The sequence below is a fragment of the Streptomyces sp. NPDC007901 genome, assembly GCF_042959465.1.
Taxonomy (GTDB): Bacteria; Actinomycetota; Actinomycetes; order Streptomycetales; family Streptomycetaceae; genus Streptomyces.
Genome location: NZ_JBIBKW010000003.1, coordinates 572,428 through 592,015 on the forward strand (window position 1 = coordinate 572,428; position 19,588 = coordinate 592,015).

The 19,588-nt window shown below is 74.4% G+C and carries 9 protein-coding genes; 7 read left to right on the forward strand and 2 right to left on the reverse strand.

The genetic code is table 11. The features are described from left to right. Positions 1–55 precede the first annotated feature (55 nt). Positions 56–268, forward strand: a complete 213-nt coding sequence (locus tag ACFZDK_RS12885; RefSeq protein WP_390972044.1) for a hypothetical protein — start codon at positions 56–58, stop codon at positions 266–268. A gap of 43 nt (positions 269–311) precedes the next feature. After that, positions 312–608: a (2Fe-2S)-binding protein gene (locus ACFZDK_RS12890; protein WP_330461901.1), complete on the forward strand. Its 297-nt coding sequence runs from the start codon at positions 312–314 to the stop codon at positions 606–608. Positions 609–798: 190 nt separating this feature from the next. Here ACFZDK_RS12890 and ACFZDK_RS12895 read toward each other — a convergent pair whose 3' ends face one another. Further along, positions 799–1,209 carry a pyridoxamine 5'-phosphate oxidase family protein gene (locus ACFZDK_RS12895; protein ID WP_390972045.1) on the reverse strand — a complete coding sequence of 137 codons (411 nt, stop codon included), beginning with the start codon at positions 1,207–1,209 and terminating at the stop codon, positions 799–801. Between the two features lie 113 nt (positions 1,210–1,322). Here ACFZDK_RS12895 and clpB point away from each other — a divergent pair, with 113 nt between their 5' ends. Next, complete coding sequence (clpB, locus tag ACFZDK_RS12900; protein ID WP_390972046.1) at positions 1,323–3,935, forward strand: ATP-dependent chaperone ClpB; 2,613 nt, start codon at positions 1,323–1,325, stop codon at positions 3,933–3,935. Between the two features lie 103 nt (positions 3,936–4,038). On the opposite strand, the gene ACFZDK_RS12905 is transcribed toward clpB, so the two are convergent. Then, entirely contained in the window at positions 4,039–4,956 is a 918-nt protein-coding gene (locus ACFZDK_RS12905; protein ID WP_390972047.1) for a LuxR C-terminal-related transcriptional regulator, read from the reverse strand. A gap of 491 nt (positions 4,957–5,447) precedes the next feature. Between ACFZDK_RS12905 and ACFZDK_RS12910 the strand changes: the two genes are divergently transcribed. The 4 genes from ACFZDK_RS12910 to ACFZDK_RS12925 are packed head-to-tail and all read left to right on the forward strand — an operon-like array spanning position 5,448 to position 19,541. Continuing rightward, a complete protein-coding gene (locus ACFZDK_RS12910) occupies positions 5,448–5,696 on the forward strand; it encodes a phosphopantetheine-binding protein (protein ID WP_390972048.1) in 249 nt (82 codons plus the stop codon). After that, positions 5,693–9,136, forward strand: coding sequence for an AMP-binding protein (locus tag ACFZDK_RS12915; protein WP_390972049.1), 3,444 nt, complete (start codon positions 5,693–5,695; stop codon positions 9,134–9,136). The genes ACFZDK_RS12910 and ACFZDK_RS12915 overlap by 4 nt, the downstream gene beginning before the upstream one ends. Next, positions 9,133–15,537 (forward strand): amino acid adenylation domain-containing protein, encoded by a 6,405-nt coding sequence (locus ACFZDK_RS12920; protein WP_390972050.1) that lies wholly within the window; start codon positions 9,133–9,135, stop codon positions 15,535–15,537. The genes ACFZDK_RS12915 and ACFZDK_RS12920 overlap by 4 nt, the downstream gene beginning before the upstream one ends. A 44-nt stretch (positions 15,538–15,581) precedes the next feature. Beyond that, on the forward strand, positions 15,582–19,541 hold the full coding sequence (locus ACFZDK_RS12925) for an amino acid adenylation domain-containing protein (RefSeq protein WP_390972051.1): 3,960 nt from the start codon (positions 15,582–15,584) through the stop codon (positions 19,539–19,541). Positions 19,542–19,588 lie beyond the last annotated feature (47 nt).

Below are 19,588 nucleotides of genomic sequence, written 5' to 3' on the forward strand. Positions count from 1 at the left end.
GACGTGCCCGAATGAGCCATCGTCTTATTCGTACGGGGGAAGAGGGGACCTTCAAGTGAGGACGAAGCCGAAGATGAACAAGAGATCGCTTCGCTCGGTACTTGTCGCCGCCTTCTTCGCCGTTGCGGCTGCCGGGATAGTCGGCGGTCTCTCCGGTACGGGGGGCGACGTCCGGGCGGACACGAGGTGGCCGTCGGTCGCCGAATCGACCACGCTTGCCGACAGCACTGCTTCTACGGTCGACACAAACGACAGCGCCGGGAGCTGAGGACGTGACCACCCCACCGGACGACCGATCCTTCCGGCGCGAAATGGCCACCGCCTATCGCTCCGGCTGGCACTTCATCGACCTGGTCACCGCCATCCCCCACAGCGGTGACTCCCTGATGGTGACCGTCTTCGGTGAACCGGTGGTCGTCACGCGGGACGATGACGAGGACGTACGGGCGTACCGGTGTCTGCGCAAGCCGCGAGGGGCGCCGCAGCCCGTGCGCTGTGCCGTCCGGTACGGAATGATCTTTGTAAACCTTGACCAACGGGACCACCGGCTGGCTGAGCCGGACGTTCCGGACGTGAGGACCATCTCGGCCACCCCCCGCAGTGCCTGACGCGATTCCCCCGTCGTAAAAGATCGCTCAGGTACTTCCCCCCGCAGCGGCGTCACCGTGACCTGAACACGGTGACGCCGCTGCAGTTTTCGGGGGACATTTCCGGGTATCGGCGGGTTTCGGCCAGGCCGCACGGTGGCTGAAATCCGCCGTCGGAACGGGTCGGTCACCCCGCCCCCGCCTCCGTTCCTCATCCCCGGCCCAGCGCCCGCTCCACCTCGATCTCGATGACCACCCGGGACGGGTTCTCCCCCGGCACCCGCTCGTACCGCTCGGCGTACCGCCGCTCCGCCTCCGCCACCCTCCCCCACTCTCGGCTTCGCTCGAGCGGGGGGACCCCCATCGGTTCGGTCCGGACGTGGGCCCGGCCCTCCAGCGTCGCCCACCGCCGTCCGGCCACCTGGCACACCGCGACCCGGGCTCCGTCCGGCCCCGCGGCCGGCACGTGCGACACCTTCGCGCTCGCCTTGTTCGTGATCACCCGGGCCGGCCCCGGGCTGCCGTCCGGGCGCAGGGTGGTGAGGGTGCACAGGTGGCGTTCCCGCCAGAAGGCCACGTAGGCCTCGTCCGGTGCGGCAGGGTTCACGCGATACGTACTCATGGTCCGGAAGGCAGCCGCCGGAAGGACTCCCGGCCACACCTTGAGTGGAATAGACTCAACTTTATGTACGTTGGCTGAAGCAGTCGTACGACGCCGAGGAGGAGAACCCGAACGTGGACGCCGAGCTGACCAACAGGAGCCGGGACGCGATCAACGCGGCCAGCAACCGTGCCGTGACCATGGGGCACGCGGACCTCACGCCTGCCCACCTGCTGCTGGCTCTGCTCGCAGGGCAGGACAACGAGAACATCACCGACCTGCTCGCGGCGGTCGACGCCGACCAGGCCGCCGTACGCCAGGGCGCCGAGCGCGCGCTGGCCGCGCTGCCCAGCGTGACCGGGTCCACGGTCGCGCCCCCGCAGCCCAACCGCGAGCTGCTCGCGGTCCTCGCCGACGCGGGCGAACGCGCCAAGGAGCTCGGCGACGACTTCCTCTCCACCGAGCACCTGCTCATCGGCATCGCCGCGAAGGGCGGCGCCGCCGGCGAGGTCCTCGACCGGCAGGGGGCCACCGCGAAGAAGCTGGTGGCGGCGTTCCAGAAGGCGCGTGGCGGGCGCCGGGTGACCACCGCCGACCCCGAGGGCCAGTACAAGGCGCTGGAGAAGTTCGGCACCGACTTCACGGCCGCCGCCCGGGACGGCAAGCTCGACCCCGTCATCGGCCGGGACACCGAGATCCGCCGGGTCGTGCAGGTGCTGTCCCGCCGGACCAAGAACAACCCCGTGCTCATCGGTGAGCCCGGCGTCGGCAAGACCGCCGTGGTCGAGGGGCTCGCCCAGCGGATCGTGAAGGGGGACGTGCCCGAGTCGCTGAAGGACAAGCGGCTGGTGTCGCTGGACCTCGGCGCGATGGTCGCGGGCGCGAAGTACCGGGGCGAGTTCGAGGAGCGGCTCAAGACCGTCCTCGCCGAGATCAAGGACTCCGACGGGCAGATCATCACCTTCATCGACGAGCTGCACACGGTCGTCGGGGCCGGCGCGGGCGGCGACTCCGCCATGGACGCCGGCAACATGCTGAAGCCGATGCTGGCGCGCGGCGAACTGCGCATGGTCGGCGCCACGACGCTCGACGAGTACCGCGAACGCATCGAGAAGGACCCGGCGCTGGAGCGGCGCTTCCAGCAGGTGCTGGTCGCCGAGCCGACGGTCGAGGACACCATCGCCATCCTCCGTGGTCTCAAGGGCCGTTACGAGGCCCACCACAAGGTGCAGATCGCGGACTCGGCGCTGGTCGCCTCCGCGACCCTCTCCGACCGCTACATCACCTCCCGCTTCCTCCCCGACAAGGCGATCGACCTGGTCGACGAGGCGGCCTCCAGACTGCGGATGGAGATCGACTCCTCCCCGGTCGAGATCGACGAACTGCAGCGTTCCGTCGACCGGTTGAAGATGGAGGAGCTGGCGCTGGAGAAGGAGACCGACCCGGCCTCCCGGGAGCGCCTGGAGAAGCTGCGCCGCGACCTCGCCGACAAGGAGGAGGACCTGCGCGGCCTCAACGCCCGCTGGGAGCGCGAGAAGCAGTCCCTGAACCGGGTCGGCGAGCTGAAGGAGAGGCTCGACGCCCTGCGCGGCACCGCCGAACGCGCCCAGCGCGACGGCGACTTCGACACCGCCTCCAAGTTGCTGTACGGCGAGATCCCGCAGCTGGAGAAGGAGCTGGAGGCCGCGTCCGAGGCCGAGGAGGAGACCTCCCGGGACACCATGGTCAAGGACGAGGTCGGCTCCGACGACATCGCCGACGTGGTGGCCGCCTGGACCGGGATCCCGGCCGGGCGCCTGATGGAGGGCGAGACCCAGAAGCTGCTCCGCATGGAGGACGAGCTGGGCCGCCGTCTGATCGGCCAGACCGAGGCCGTACGAGCGGTGTCGGACGCCGTACGACGCTCCCGCGCCGGGATCGCCGACCCGGACCGCCCCACCGGCTCCTTCCTCTTCCTCGGCCCGACCGGTGTCGGCAAGACGGAACTGGCCAAGGCCCTCGCCGACTTCCTCTTCGACGACGAGCGGGCGATGGTCCGTATCGACATGTCGGAGTACAGCGAGAAGCACAGCGTGGCCCGGCTGGTCGGCGCCCCGCCCGGATACGTCGGCTACGAGGAGGGCGGCCAGCTCACGGAGGCGGTCCGCCGCCGCCCGTACACGGTGGTTCTCCTCGACGAGGTGGAGAAGGCGCACCCCGAGGTCTTCGACATCCTCCTCCAGGTGCTGGACGACGGCCGTCTCACCGACGGGCAGGGCCGCACGGTCGACTTCCGCAACACGATCCTGGTCCTCACCTCGAACCTGGGCAGCCAGTACCTGGTCGACCCGGTCCTCGGGGAGGAGGAGAAGAAGCGGCAGGTGCTGGAGGTGGTCCGGCAGTCCTTCAAGCCGGAGTTCCTGAACCGGCTGGACGACCTGGTGGTCTTCTCGGCCCTGGCCAAGGACGAACTGGTCCGGATCGCCCGGCTCCAGATCGACCGGCTGGCCAAGCGCCTCGCCGACCGCCGGCTCGCTCTGGAGGTCACCCCGGAGGCCCTCGCCTGGCTGGCCGAGGAGGGCAACGACCCGGCCTACGGCGCCCGCCCCCTGCGCCGCCTGGTGCAGACCGCCATCGGCGACCGGCTGGCCAGGGAGATCCTCTCCGGCGAGGTCAAGGACGGGGACACCATCCGGGTGGACGCGTTCGGGGAGGGGCTGATCGTGGGACCGGCGACGCCGGAGGAGAAGCCCGCGAAGACGCTCTGACGTCCACGGTCCGCGGCGGACCGACACGACGGCCGGGGTGGCCGTGAACCGGTGAGGTTCACGGCCACCCCGGCCGTCGCCGTGTTCGCCGTGCCGGCGTCCGCTAGCCGGCGCTCTCCCGCAGCAGGTCGCGGGTGGCCGCGAGATACCCCGCCTGGAAGCGGCTCTCGGCGTTCAGCTCCTGGAAGAGGTCCGCTATGTGCTTGCGGCAGGTGCGCAGCGAGATGCCCAGGCGGCGGGCGATCACCTCGTCCTTCAGGCCCCTGCTCAGCAGCCGCAGGATGGCCTGGCGCAGGTCGTCCACGGCGACCCGGGTGCGCTCGGACCCGCAGAACGGGGTGGCGTGGTCCCAGGCCCGGTCGAAGGCGTCGCACAGGAACGCCACCGCGGCCGGGGAGCGCAGCACCACGGCACCGCCCCGGCGCTGGGGGTGCGGGACGAAGGCGACCCTGCGGTCGAAGGCGATCAGCCGCCCGAACAGGTCGGTCATCGTCCGCACCTCGGCGCCCGCCGGGGAGACCCGGTCCACATAGGCCTGGGTGGGCGCGTGCCGCCGGGCGGAGTGCTGGTAGAGCGTGCGCATCCGCACGCCCCGGGCCAGCAACGCGGTGTCCCGGGCCACCGCCTGCTCCAGCTCCGACGGGGGACGGCCGCCGCCGGGCTGACAGGTGATCATCTCCTGCTCGCACTCGGCGCTGGCCTGCTCGATCAGCGTGATCACGTCGTCGAGGGAGTCCACCACCTCGATCACCTCGGACGCCTCCGCACCCCGGTGCGGGCGGGCCGGGTAGGCCGAGGCGAGGGCGGTCAGCGAGTCGCGCCGTGCGGTCAGCTCGTAGAGGCGTCGGCGCAGCCGTGACTCCGTGCTCGCCATGCGGGCGGCGGCCAGGTGCGGATGGACGGCGCGCCACCAGGGACTGGGATTGCGCAGATCGTCCAGGATTTCCGAGCCGTTCACGGGCGCGACCAGATGGAATTCCGCCAGCGCCTCGATCGCCTCGACCGTATGGGTTTCGCCCATACCCAGGGCCAGCGCGGCTTCTTCCGTCGTGAAAAAGGCCTGCGCCGCTCCCCAGTGATAAAGCCGAATGTGGTCCGGCGCGAGTCCCTGAAGGAGCAGTGAAGGGTCGGTTTCCAGGATTTTGTCCACTTCTTCCCCCCTGCAGTTTCCTGTTCGCACCATCATGCGGGGCGACCTCCCTGGACGGCTATGCAGGCGGGATTACAACATCGTGAAAGGGTCGGCCGTGCGGTCGGCCGGTCACATAGCGTCTCGAATACGGGGGATTTTTCCGTGACTAGGTACGGGTTTGTCGTTTTTGCTCTGCTGGCCGCGACCGGGCTGGCCGGTGGCGCGCACACAGCTGCCGCACGAGGTACGGACGGTCTCCCGACGGCCACGGTGGCCGAAAAGGCCCATTCGGAGAGCGCCCTCGCCGGGCCGCTCGACGACAGCGGCTGGAGCTAGGAATCCGATCGCGCCCCGGCCCGCCGAGCAGTGGAGAAAACGATATGACTCAACTCGACGCGTCCCAAGGAATCACCAAGAAAAGCGTCCGGCTGCTTCTCGCCGACATCCTGGGTACCGAAATCCTCGACGACCTGACTTTCCTGGCGCAGGGCGGCGACTCCTACCACGCGGTGCTGGTGGTCGAGCGCGTCTCGGAACTCTGGGGAATCGAGGCCGACTTCACCACCGTACTGCGGTCGACCCCCGCCGAATTGGCGGCGGCGCTCAGCGCGGCGCCCCGCCTGTCATGACGGGCCCGCGTCCATCGGTCGCCGTCGGCCCGGGACGTCCCGTCCCGGCCGGCGCCACCGCCCACGAGGCGGTACTGCGGCAGGCCGCCCGGTCCCCGCACGCCACAGCGCTGCGCGGACCGGGCGGTGCCCGCCTGACCTACGCCGGCCTGGTCACCCGCGCCCGCGCGGTACGCGATCTGCTCGTCGAGGCGGGCGTCCCGGCCCGCGGCTTCGTGCCCGTGGTCGCCCGGGCCGGCGCCGAGTCCGCCGTGGCGGCGCTCGGCGTGCTGCTGGCGGGCGCCGCCTACGCCGCCGTGGACCCGGACTGGCCCGCCCGACGGCTGCGCGAGGTGATCGAGGACCTCGGCGCCCGCGTGGTCCTCGACGCGGCCGGCGCCTCGGCCGCGCTGCCGCCTGGGGTCCGGACCGTCTCCTTGCCGGGCCCCGGCGCCGCCCGACCCTTGGCAGCGGAGACCGGCCGTCCGGCCGTCGGCGCCGACGACCCCGCCTGCGTCTTCTTCACCTCCGGCTCGACCGGGCGCCCCAAGGGCGTCGTCCTGCCCCACCGGGCCTTCGTCCGCACCTTCGTCGACGGCGGGTACGCCGCGTTCGGGCCCGGCACCGTCATGCCCCTGCTCGCCGCGCCGTACTGGGACGCCGGCGCGCTGGAGGTCTTCGGGCCCTTGATGAACGGCGGCACCTGCGTCACCCCCGACGAAACGCCGATCACCCCGGACGGGCTGCGGTCCCTCGTCACCGGGCAGGGCGTCGACACGCTCTGGCTCACCAGCTCCCTGCTCAACCTGTTCGTCGACGAGGACCCCGGGGCGTTCACCGGGATACGGCACCTGCTGTGCGGCGGCGAACGGCTGTCCCCACCGCACCTCGCGGCCCTCCTCGACCACCACCCCGGGCTGCGCGTCACCAACGGCTACGGGCCCGTCGAGTCGATGGTCTTCGTCTCCACGCACGACGTCCGCCGCGCCGACACCGCCGACCCGGACGGCATCCCCGTCGGCCGCCCGGTCCGCGGCACCGTCCTCGCCGTCCTCGACCCCGAGACCCTGCGCCCCGTGGCCCGCGGCACCGAGGGCGAGCTGTGGGTGGCGGGCGACGGGCTCGCCCTCGGCTATCTCCACCGGCCCGAGGAGAACGCCCGCCGGTTCGCCGACGTCGCCCTCCCGGGCCACGGCACCCTGCGCGCGTACGCCACCGGCGACCGGGTCCGCATGGACGACGGGGACCGGCTGTCCTACGTCGGCCGCGCCGACCGCCAGTTCAAGATCCGCGGCTACCGGGTCGAGCCGGGCGAGGTCGAACGCCGCATCGCCGCCCTCCCCGGCATCCGGCACGCCTTCCTCGTCCCTCTGCGCGACCCGCACGCCACCGTCACCGGCACGGTCTGCGCCTACACCACCGACAACGCCGCCCCCCTCCCGGAACCCGCCCTCCGCGACTCGGCCGCGTCCACCCTCCCCTCCTACCTGCGCCCCGACCGCTACCTGCACCTGCCCTCGGTCCCCCTCGGCCCGACGGGCAAGGCGGACCTGCGCACGGTGGAGGCGTGGGTGAGGGAGCGGGGTGCGGCGGGTGTCGGGGGCGGGGCCCTCAGGGCCGGGTGGCCGACCGGGGCCGCCAGGGGCGGAAACGCCCTCGGTGCCGGAGACGCCCTCGGTGCCGGAGACGGCGCCGGGGACCGTGCCGGGTCTGCGGGCGCTTCTGCCGCGCCGGGGAGCGGGGTTGTCGGGGTTGCCGGGGGCGACGATGTCCTCGGTGTCGGGGACCGTGCCGGGTCCGTCGGCGTTCCCGCCGCACCGGCCTCCGCCGTACCGGCCTCCGCCGTACCGGCCTCCGCCGTACCGGCCTCCGCCGTACCGGGTGCCCCGGACGCGGCCCCCGCTCTGCGTGAGGCGCGGGACATCCTCGCGGTGCCTGGGCTGCGTGCCGGCTCCGATCTGCTGATGTCCGGGGCGACCTCGCTGCATGTGCTGCGGATCGCCGCCCGGTTCTCCCGGGTGCTCGGGGTGCGGTTGTCGGCGCGGGACGTGTACGAGAACCCGAGCGTGTCCGCGCTGGAGAAGCTCGCGGCGGCCCGGGGGGCCGAGAAACCGGCCGGTGACAGCGGCTCCGGTGATCCGGCCGCGCTGTCCCCGGGGGAGCGGCGCTTCTGGCTGGCCTCGCGGCTGGCGCCCGGCGCCCCCGGCCATGTGGCGGTCAGCCGGATCGAGGTCGACGGCCCGCTGGACCCGGACCGGTTGCGGCACGCGCTGGAGGCGGTCGCCGCCGCCCATCCGGCACTGCGCACCACGTTCTCCCGCGAGGGCGGCCGGCCGCGCCGGAGGGTCGTCGAGGCCCCGGCCCCGCCCGCGCTGCTGATGCGTACGGCCGCACCGGGGGACCACCGGCCGCGGCCCGCCGCCGACGCGAACCCCCACCCCCGGTCCACCTCCGACGGCGGGCGCGCTCCGGCCGCCGGGTCCGTGGAGGCGGCACTCACCCGGGAACTCGCCGCCCGGGTCCGGGACATCGAGGCCGGTCCGCTGTTCGCGGCCGGTGTCGTCGAGTCGGCGGACGGGCGTCGGCTGCTGCTGCTCGCGGTGCACCACATCGTCTACGACGGCCGGTCCGAGGAGATCCTGGTGGCCGACCTCGCCGCCGCCTACGCGGGCCGGTCCCCGGCACCGGCACCCGCGCCGCCCACGGGTGTGCCGCATGCCGGTGCCGTGGCGGCGCGGGAGTTCTGGCGGGGGCGGCTGGCCGGGCTGGCCGCGCCGCGGTGGCCCGGCGGGGCGGTACCCGGGCTACGGGAGGTGTGGACGCGGCCCGTCGTCGCGCACCCCGTCGACCTCGGCCCGCAGGACACCGCACGGCTGCGGGAGTTCGCCGCCCGGGAGCGGTACCCGGTGCTGGTGCCGCTGCTCGCCGCCTGGTGGCGGGCGCTCGCCAAGGTCACCGGGCAGGACGACCTCGCCGTCGGCACGGTCGTCGAGGACCGCCCCGACGGCCACGAGCGCACCGTCGGCTACTTCGCCAACGGCCTGCCCGTACGGATCGCCGCCGACCCGGCCCTGGACGGCCCGGCCCTGCTGGGGCTGGTCCGCGAGCGGCTCCTGGAGGTCTTCGCGCACACGGCCCTCGGCACCGACGAGGTCGCCGCGTGCGCGCCCCGCCCGGCGCCGGGCCGCGCCCCGCTCTACCAGAACCTGCTGGCGCTGCAGCGGGTGGCCGTCCCGGCCGAGGCGGACGGCGTGCGGTTCACTCCGCTGCCCGCCCCCGCCCTCGGCTGCCAGACCGAGCTGACCTGCGAACTCTGGGACGACGGCCGGTCCTTCGCCGGTGCCGTCACCGCACCCGAGGGGCTGCTGGGCCCCGCCGCGCTCGCCGAGACCGCGGCCCTGTTCACCACCGGCCTCGCCGACCTCACCGGCCGCACCGATCTTCTGGGGGACCCCTCATGACCGACCACCCGGCCGCCCCGCTCTCCTGGACCCAGGAGCGGATCTGGTTCGAGGAGCAGCTGAGCCCGGGCGGCACCGCGTACCACATGCCGGTGGTGCTACGGGTGCGCGGACCCCTCGACCCCACCGCGCTGCAGACCGCCGTGGACGCCCTGGTGGCCCGCCACGACGCCCTGCGCACCGTCTTCTCCGCCGAGGACGGGGAGCCCCGGCAGCGGGTGTCGGCCGTGGTGACCGTACCCGTCCGCACCGAGGACGTACGCGGGTTCGCCGACCCGGAGGCGGCGGCGCACACGGCGCTGCGCCGGGCCGTGCGCGAGCCGTTCGACCTGGCCCACGGACCGCTGCTGCGCGTCCTGGCCGTCCGGTACGCCGACGACGCGCGGCTGCTCCTGCTGTCGGCCCATCACCTGATCGCGGACGGCCAGTCGTTCGCGGTCCTCCTCGACGAGCTGTCCCGGCTGTACGCCGACCCCGGCACCGCCCTCAGGCCGCCCCGGAGCGGTTTCGCCGAGGCGGTGCGCGCCGAGCGGGAGCGGGTCGGCGAGGCGGGGGCCGACGAGCTGGTGGCGTGGTGGCGCGGGCACCTCGACGGGGTGCCCCGGGTGCTGGAGCTGCCCGCCGACCGCCCGCGTCCCGCCGTACGCGGTCACCGTGGCGCCCGGGTCGGGCGGGAGCTGGACGCGGTGGCCGGGGCGGCGGTGCGGGAGCTGGCCCGAGCCCATGAGGCGACGCCGTTCATGACCCTGCTCGCCGCGTTCGGTGTCGTACTCGCCCGGCAGAGCGGGCAGCAGCGGATGATCGTCGGCACCCCGGCGTCCACCCGCGGTCCCGGCAGCCGCGACCTGGTCGGCTGCTTCCTCAACACCCTGCCGCTGAAGGTGGACGCGGCGGGCGATCCGGCGTTCGGCGAGCTGCTCGGCCGGGTCCGGGACGACGCGCTGGAGGCCTTCGCCCGGCAGCGGGTGCCGTTCGGACGGCTGGTCGCCGGTCTCGCGCCGGAACGCGATCTGTCCCGGGGCCGGCTGGTGCAGGTCTTCTTCAACATGCTGCCGCCCGTCGGCACCCCCGGCCTGGCGGGCTGCGCGGTGGAACAGCTGCCCTACGGCGACATCGACAACAAGTTCGACCTCACCCTGTACGCCGGTGCCCGATCCGACGGCGGCTACACCCTGGAGGCGGTGTACGACGCCGGTCTGTTCGACGCCGGACGGGTCGAGGAGCTGCTGCGCCAGCTGCGCTCCGTCCTGGCCCAGGCGGCGGCCGAACCCGCCCGCACGGTAAGGGACTTCGACCTGGCGACCCGGCGTTCCGCGGCCCTGCTGCCCGACCCCGCGGCGGAGCTGGTGCCCGTCGCCCCCGAGCCGCTCGCCGAGCGGCTCGCCAAGCACGCCGCGGCCACCCCGGACGCCCCCGCCCTGATCGCGGGCGACCGCGTGTGGTCGTACGCCGAGGTCGAACGCACCACCGGCCGGCTGGCCCGGCTGCTGCACGAGCGCGGTGTCCGGCCCGGTGACGTCGTCGCCCTGCACGCGTCCCGGCACCCTGCCGTCGTCCTCGGCGTCCTGGCCGCCGTCAAGGCGGGCGCGGTCTTCGCCGTGCTGGACGCGGACCATCCCGAGGACGCCCTGCGGGTCCGCGCCGAGGCCCTCGCGCCCCGGGCCTGGATCGGCTGCGCCCCCGGCCTGCCGCTGCCCGGCTTCGTCACCGGACCGGTGCTGCGCGCCGAACCCGGCGAGGAGCCGGAACGCGCTCCGGCCGGACTGCCCGACGACGGCCCCGCTGTCACTCCGGCCCTCGACGCCGACGCCTATGTCGCCTTCACCTCGGGCACCACAGGGCGGCCCCGCCGGGTCGTCGGCACCCACCGGCCGCTCATCCACTTCCTGGACTGGTACACGCGCGCCTTCGGCCTCGGCCCGGACGACCGGTTCGCCGTGCTGTCCGGGCTCGGCCACGACCCGTTCCTGCGGGACGTCCTCACCCCGCTGTGGGCGGGCGGCGCCGCCGTCTTCCCCGGTCCGGACGTCCGGGACACCGCCGCCCTCGCCGGCTGGCTCGCCGAGGCCGCGCCGACCGTCGCCCACCTCACCCCGGCCCTCGGCCGCGCCCTCGCCGACCAGGCGGACGGCACGGCGGGCTGGCCCGCGCTGCGGCTGGCCGGCTTCGGCGGCGACACCCTCACCGGCCGCACCCTGCGCGCCTGGGCCCGGCTGGCGCCCGGCGCCGACCTGCTGAACCTGTACGGCGCCACCGAGACCCCGCAGGCGGTCTCCGTCCACCTCGCGCACCGCGCGGGCACGCCCGCCGACGCCCTCCCGGCCGGGCCGGTGCCGCTCGGTCCCGGCATCGAGGGCGTTCAGCTGCTGGTCCTCGCGGGCGACCGCCCCGCCGGGCTCGGGGAGATCGGCGAACTCGTCGTACGGACCCCGTACCTGGCCCGGTACGGCGACGACGAGGACGCTTCCGGGTTCGTGCCCGATCCGTTCTCCGAACGGGTCGGGGAGCGGATCTACCGGACCGGCGACCTCGCCCGGCTGCGCCCCGACGGGCTGCTGGACCACCTCGGGCGCGCCGACCGGCAGGCCAAGGTGCGCGGTCACCGGGTGGAGCCCGCCGAGACGGAGGCCGCGCTCGACGCGCTGCCCGGGATCCGGCAGAGCACCGTCCTCGCGCTGCCGGACACCGACGGCGACCACCGGCTGGTGGCCTTCCTCGCCGCCGGTGACGCTGCCGGCGACACCGCCCCGGACCTCGCCGAGGTGCGCACCGCGCTGGCCCGGCGGCTGCCCGGCCACCTGGTGCCGTCCGCGTACGTGGTCCTCGACGCCCTTCCGCTCACCGCCAACCGCAAGGTCGACCGGGACGCCCTGCGCGCCCTGGAGCACCGCGCCGAGGCCGCCACCGGCACCTTCGTCGCCCCCCGGGGCCCGGTGCAGGAGCGGCTGGCCGCGCAGTGGCGGGCGCTGCTGCACCGCGAACGCGTCGGCGCCACCGACGACTTCTTCGCGCTCGGCGGGCACTCGCTGCTGCTGACCCGGCTGCTGGCCCGGATCCGGCGCGAGTTCCCGGGCCCGGCCGCCGAACGACTCACCCTCCAGGACCTGTTCGCCCACCCGACCGTCGCCGCACTCGCACCCCTCCTGGTGGACGGGGAGACGCGGGCGGAGACGGGCCCGGCGGCGTACGCGGACATCGCGCGCACCGACCCCGCCGAGCCCGCGCCGCTGTCCTGGACCCAGGAACGGCTGTGGCTGGAGGAGCAGTTGCGCCCCGGCGACACGGCGTATCACATGCCCGTGGTGCTGCGGCTGCGCGGCCCGCTGGACGCGGCCGTGCTGCAGCGGGCCGTGGACACGGTGGTGGACCGGCACGCCGTGCTGCGGACCGTCTTCGAGGCCGGACCGGACGGCGGCCCGCGCCAGCGGGCCGTCCCCGGTGCCCGGGTCGTCGTCCGCGTCACGGACCTGTCGGACCGGCCGGACCCGGAGGCGGCGGCCGTGGCCGCGGCGATGGAGAGCGTCCGGGAGCCCTTCGACCTGGCGCGCGGCCCGCTGCTGCGGGTGGCGCTGCTGCGGATCGCCGACGGGGATCACGTACTGGCCCTGACGGTGCATCACATCGTGTTCGACGGCTGGTCGTTCGGGGTGCTGCTGCGTGAGCTGTCGGCCGCCTGCGCCGGGCGGGCGGGCGAACTGCCGGAGCCCGCACTCCAGTTCGCCGACGTGGCCCGCTGGGAGCGTGCCGACCTGGACGGGCCGGTGCTCGACGGGCTGGTGGAGTGGTGGCGCGGCCACCTGGACGGCACGCCCCGGGTGCTGGAGCTGCCCACCGACCGGCCGCGCCCGGCCGTGCGCGCCCACCGCGGCGCCCGCCGCCGGGTGACCGTGGACGCGGCCACCTCGGCCGCGCTGCGCGAGCTGTCCCGGGCCCGGGGCGCGACCCTGTTCATGACCCTGCTGTCCGCCTACGCCGTCGTGCTGTCCCGCTGGAGCGGCCAGGAACGGCTGCTGGTCGGCACGCCCGTCGCCAACCGGCCGCGCGCCGAGTTCGAGGACCTGCCCGGCTGCTTCCTCAACACCGTGCCGCTCCGGGTCGACCTCGACGGCGACCCCGGCTTCGGCGCGCTGCTCGGCCGGGTCCGGGACAGCGCCCTGGCGGCCTTCGCCCACCAGCGGGTGCCCTTCGGACGGCTGGTGAACGAGCTGGCCCCGGAGCGCGACCTGTCCCGGGGGCCGCTGGTGCAGGCGCTGTTCGCCCTGCAGAACGTCGAGCTCGGCACCCTGGAACTGCCCGGTGTGGAGAGTGAGTTGGTGGAGGTATCCGCAGCCAACAGCCAGTTCGACCTCAACCTGCGGATGATCGACACCGGCCGGGAGCTGATCGGCTGGCTCGACCACGACGTGGAGCTGTTCGACCCGGCCACCGCGGAACGGTTCGCGGAGCACTTCACCCGTGTGCTCACCGCCGTCGCCGCCGACCCGACGGCCGCGCTCTCCCGGATCGACCCGCTCGGGTCCGCCGAGCGCGCCCGGCTCCTGGACACCTGGAACGACACGGCCGTGGACTGGCCGGACGGCGACACCCTGACCGGGCTGCTCGCCGAGGCCGCCGGCCGGCACGGGGACGCGGTCGCCGTCCGGTTCGCGGACCGCGAGCTGACCTACGGCGAACTGCACGGCCGGGCCAACGCGCTCGCGCACCGGCTGCGGAGCCTCGGCGTCGGCCCGGACACGGTCGTCGGCGTCCACCTGGACCGCTCGCCGGAGCTGATGGTGGCCCTGCTCGCGGTCCTCAAGGCGGGCGGCGCCTATCTGCCGCTGGACACCGGATACCCGCACGAGCGGCTGGCGTTCATGCTCGCCGACGCCCGGGTGCCGGTGCTGCTCGCCCACCCGGGCGGGGGCGAGGCGCTCGCCGCCGACGGGATCACCGTCGTAGCCGTGGACGAGCGGGCCGGGGACGGGTACCCGGCGTCCGAGCCCGAACCGGTCGCCGGTCCCGGCCACCTGGCGTACGTGATCTACACCTCCGGTTCCACCGGCCGGCCCAAGGGCGTGCAGGTGCCGCACCGGGGCATCGTCAACCGGCTGCGCTGGATGCAGGACGCGTACCGGCTGACCGGTGCGGACACCGTGCTGCAGAAGACGCCCATCAGCTTCGACGTGTCGGTGTGGGAGCTGTTCTGGCCGCTGCTGACCGGCGCCCGGCTGGTGCTGGCCGAGCCCGGCGGGCACCGCGACCCCGCGCACCTGGCCGCGCTGGTGCGGGACGAGCGGGTCACCGTCTGCCACTTCGTGCCGCCCATGCTGGACACGTTCCTCGCGGCGGGGCGGGCCGCCGACTGCGGGTCGCTGCGGCTGGTGGTGTGCAGCGGCGAGGCCCTCCCGGCGGAGCTGGCCCGCCGCTTCCACCGGGAGCTGCCGCGGGCCGCCCTGGAGAACCTGTACGGCCCCACCGAGGCGTCCGTCGACGTCACCCGCTGGACGTCCCGCCCCGAACGGAACGGCGCCGCCGTCCCCATCGGCACCCCCATCGCCAACACCCGCGCCTACGTCCTGGACGCCCTTCTGCGCCCCGCCCCCGTCGGGGTGCCCGGTGAGCTGTACCTGGGCGGGGTGCAGCTGGCCCGCGGCTACGGCGGCCGCCCCGAAATGACCGCCGACCGCTTCGTGCCCGACCCGTACGGCGGCACCCCCGGCGCCCGCCTCTACCGCACCGGGGACGTGGCTCGCTGGCACGCCGACGGCCACCTCGAGTACCTGGGCCGCACCGACCACCAGGTCAAGGTGCGCGGCTTCCGCATCGAACTCGGCGAGATCGAGGCCGCGTTGCTGGACCTGGACGCCGTCGGGCAGGCGGTGGTCGTGGTCCGCGAGGACCGGCCGGGGGACCGGCGGATCGTCGCCTATCTGACGGCGTCCCACGAGCCGTCGGTGGGCGAGCTGCGCTCCGTCCTCGCCGAGCGGCTGCCCGAGCACATGGTGCCCAGTGCCTTCGTCGTGCTCGACGCGCTGCCGCTCAGCCCCAACGGCAAGGTCGACCGCAAGGCCCTGCCCGCCCCGGGCCCGCTCGCCGGCGCGGCGGGTGAGCACATCGCCCCGGCCACCCCGGAGGAGGAGCTGCTGGCCGGGCTGTGGCAGCGCGTGCTGGGTCTGGACCGGGTCGGCACCCGGGACAACTTCTTCGAGATCGGCGGCGACTCGATGCACGCCGTCCGGATCGTCGGCCTGGCCCGCGAGGCCGGTCACGAGATCCCCCTCCAGCAGCTGTTCGCCGCGCAGACCGTCGAGGCCCTGGCCCGCCGGCTGGCCGCGAACGGCGGCGCCGGGCCCGCCCGGCAGGAGGTCGCCGCCTTCGGCCTGCTCTCCCCGGAGGACCTCGCCCGCCTCAGGCCCTGACCCCGCCGCCCCGGCCACCCGCCCCCCACTCCGGAAGGAACCCCGTGCCGTCCCACGACGACAACGCCGCCACCGCCGACATCATCGACGCCTATCCGCTGACCCTGCTCCAGTCCGGCATGCTGTTCCACAGCCACGCCGACGGCGCCACCCCCACCTACCACGACATCTCCGCGGTCCGGCTGTCCGGTCCGTTCGACGAGTCCGCCCTGCGCGCCGCGCTCGCCGCGGTGGTCGAGCGCTCCGACATCCTGCGCAGCTCCTTCGACCTGACCCGGTTCAGCAGACCGATGCAGCTGGTGCACGCCGCCGTCGAGACCCCGCTGACCGTGACGGACCTGCGCGGTCTCGACCCGGCGGAGCAGGAGCGGCGGGTGGCCGCCTGGACCGAGCAGGAGAAGGCGACGCCGTTCACGCTGACCCGGGCCCCGCTGCTCACCCTGCAGGTGCACGTCTTCGCCGACGACGACTTCCGGCTCGCCCTCAGCTTCCACCACGCGGTCCTGGACGGCTGGAGCCTGTCCCTGGTCACCTCCCAGCTGATCACCGGCTACGACGCCCGGCTGGCCGGCCGCCCCGACCCGGCGACCGCTCCGGCCACCCGGTTCCGTGACTTCCTGGCCCTGGAGCAGGAGGCGCTGGCCAGCGAGGAGTCCCGCGCCTACTGGGCCGACGTCCTGGAGGACACCGACTTCACCGGGCTGCCCCGGCAGGCGGACCCTCAACTCGCGGCCGTGCGCACGGCCCGGGTGCACGAGGTGCCGCTGCCCGAGGGGCTCGGGGAGCGGCTGCGCGCGGTGGCCGCCGAGGCCCGGGTGCCGGTGAAGTCGGTGATGTTCGCGGCCCACGCCCGGGTGCTGTCCCTGCTGTCCGGGCAGAGCCGGGTCGTCACCGGCCTGGTCGGCAACGGCCGCCCGGAGACCGCCGACGGCGACCAGGTCGTCGGCCTGTTCCTGAACACCCTGCCGCTCGTCGTCGACGTCACCGCCACCACCTGGATCGAGCTGGCCCGGCGCGTCCACGGCGCGGAGAGCGGCGCGCTGCCGCACCGCCGCTACCCGCTGGCCCAGATGCTCCAGGACCAGCGCCGGCCGCGGTTCTTCGAGACGGTCGTCGACCACCGCAGCTTCCGCAGCTACGACATGGAACTGGAGCACCTGGCCGTCACCGGCGGCGAGTTCTTCGAACAGACCAACTTCCCGTTCACCGCCAACTTCGGCACCGACCCGGTCACCGGCGCGGTCCGGCTGCGCATCAACTACGACGCCGCCGAGTTCACCGCCGCCCGGATCGACACCGTCGGCGGCTACTACGCCGGTGCGCTCGCCGCGCTGGTCGCCGACCCGCACGCCGCCGTGCACGCCACCCCGCTGCTGGCCGCCGCCGACCTGGACCGGCTGTTCACCGAGTGGAACGACACCGCGGCCGGCTGGGACCTCGACCGCACCCTGCCCGAACTCCTCGCCGAGCGCGCCGCCAAGCACCCCGACCGCACCGCCGTACGCTTCGGCGACACCGTCCTGACCTACGGCGAGTTCAACGCCTGGGCCAACCGGCTCGCCCACGAGCTGCGCGGACTCGGCGTCGGCCCGGACACCCTGGTCGGCGTCCACCTGGAACGCTCGGCCGAGCTGATCGTGGCGCTGGTCGCGGTGCTGAAGGCGGGCGGCGCGTACGTCCCGCTGGACCCGGGATATCCACGCGAGCGCCTGGAGTACATGCTCGACGACGCCCGGGTGCCCGTCCTGCTGACCGGCGCCGGGCTCGCCCCGCCCGCCGTGCCCGAGGGGACGGCCGTGGTCGAGGTGGACCGCGCGGTCGCCGCGGACCGGCCGGAGACCGACCCGCTGCCGCAGGCCGGGCCCGGGCACCTGGCGTACACGATCTACACCTCGGGCTCCACCGGCCGCCCCAAGGGCGTGCAGATCCCGCACCGGGCGCTGCTCAACCTGCTGTTCTCCTTCGGCCGCGACCTCGAACTGACCGAGGAGGACCGGCTGCTGGCGGTCACCTCGCTGTCCTTCGACATCGCCGCCCTGGAGGTGTACCTGCCGCTGCTGGCCGGGGCCGAGCTGATCGTCGCCCCCGACATCGCGGTGGACGGGCCCCGGCTGCGCGAGGCGGTGAAGCGCTCCGGCGCGACCGTCGTCCAGGCCACCCCGTCCAGCTGGCGGCTGCTGGTGGAGGCCGGGCTCGGCGGCGACGAGCGGCTGCGGGTGGTCTCCGGCGGCGAGGCGCTGCCCGAGGACCTCGCCGAGGAGCTGACCGCCCGCTTCCCGGTGGTGTGGAACGCCTACGGGCCCACCGAGACCACCATCTGGTCCGCCCTGGACCGGGTGCTCCCCGGCGAGCCGGTCACCCTGGGCCGCCCGATCGCCGGCACCCGCCTCCACGTCCTCGACGCCTCCTTCGCCCCGGTCCCCGTGGGCGTCCCCGGCGACCTCTACATTGCCGGCGACGGGCTGGCCCGCGGCTACTCCCGGCGCGGCGACCTGACCGCCGACCGCTTCGTGCCCGACCCGTACGGCGATGCGCCGGGCGCCCGGATGTACCGCACCGGCGACGTGGCCCGCCGGCTGCCGGACGGGCGGCTGGAGTTCCTCGGCCGCTCCGACCACCAGGTGAAGGTGCGCGGCTTCCGCATCGAACTCGGCGAGATAGAGACCGTGCTGGCCCGGCATCCGGGGGTCGGCCGGGTCGTCGTCATGGCCCGGCGCGACCAGCCCGGAGACGCCCGCCTGGTCGCCTACCTCACCGCCGAGAGCGGCACCGCCCCGGGCGCGGCCGAACTCCGCGAGCTGGCCGCCGGTGCGCTGCCCGAGTACATGGTGCCCAGCGCCTTCGTCGTCCTGGACGCCTTCCCGCTCACCCCCAACGGCAAGGTCGACCGCCTCGCCCTGCCCGCCCCCGGCCGGGAGGAGACCACCGCGGGTGCCTTCGTCGCGCCCCGCACCCCCACCGAGGAGGCCGTCGCCGCGATCTGGCGGGACGTCCTCGGCGTGGCGGAGGTCGGTGTCACCGACGCCTTCCTCGACCTCGGCGGCAACTCCATCTCCGCGCTCCGCGTGATCATGCGGCTGCCCGAGATCACCGACGTCGAGGTGCCGGTGGCCGCGCTGTTCGAGGGCGGCACCGTCGAGCGGCTCGCCGAGATCGTCAGCGGCGAACGGCAGCAGGCCGCGTCCACCCTGGTGCCGCTGCGCTCGACCGGCACCGAGTCCCCGTTCTTCCTGGTCCACCCGCTGGGCGGCAGCGTCTTCTGCTACTCCGAACTCGTCGACGTCCTCGACCCGGACCGCCCGCTGTACGCCTTCCAGGCACCGGAGTACGCGGGCCCCGACGTGCCCCGCCCGGAGAGCGTCGAGGAGATCGCCGCGCTGTACCTCTCCGAGGTGCGGGCCGTGCAGCCCGAGGGCCCGTACTTCCTGGGCGGCTGGTGCATGGGCGGCATGGTCTCCTACGAGATGGCCCGCCAGCTGGAGGCCGCCGGCGAGGAGGTCGGCATGCTGACGATCATCAGCGCCAGCATCGACGACCCGGTCCCGCCGCGCTACGCCACCAGCGAGTCCGCCGCCATCCTCGGCGCCTTCGCCGGCCGGCTCGACGTCACCGAGGCCGAACTGGAGGCCCTCGACCCCGAGGCCCGGCTCGCCAGGGTCGTCCAGCTCACCCAGGGCACCAGCGACGAGCGGGCCGACGCGCGCTCGGTGGAGGACCTGCGCCGGCTGGTGCGGCTGTACACCCGGCACGCCCGCGCCCTGCTCGCCTACCGCGACACCCCGCGCGAGCCGCTGCGCGGCGACGCGGTGCTGATCCGCGCCGAGACCGAGCTGTTCGAGGGCTGGCACATGGGATGGCAGCCCCGGGTCGGCGGCACCCTGCTGATCGACGAGTCGCCCGGCAACCACTTCAGCATGCTCGAACAGCCCAACGTCCCCCAGGTCGCGAGCCGTCTTCAGGACGCGGCCGCCGGCCGGCCGCGCGGCGTCCCCGCCGAGTCCTGATCCGTCCCCCACCCCCTCTGCAGGACCCGACCCCCTCTGTAGGAGCA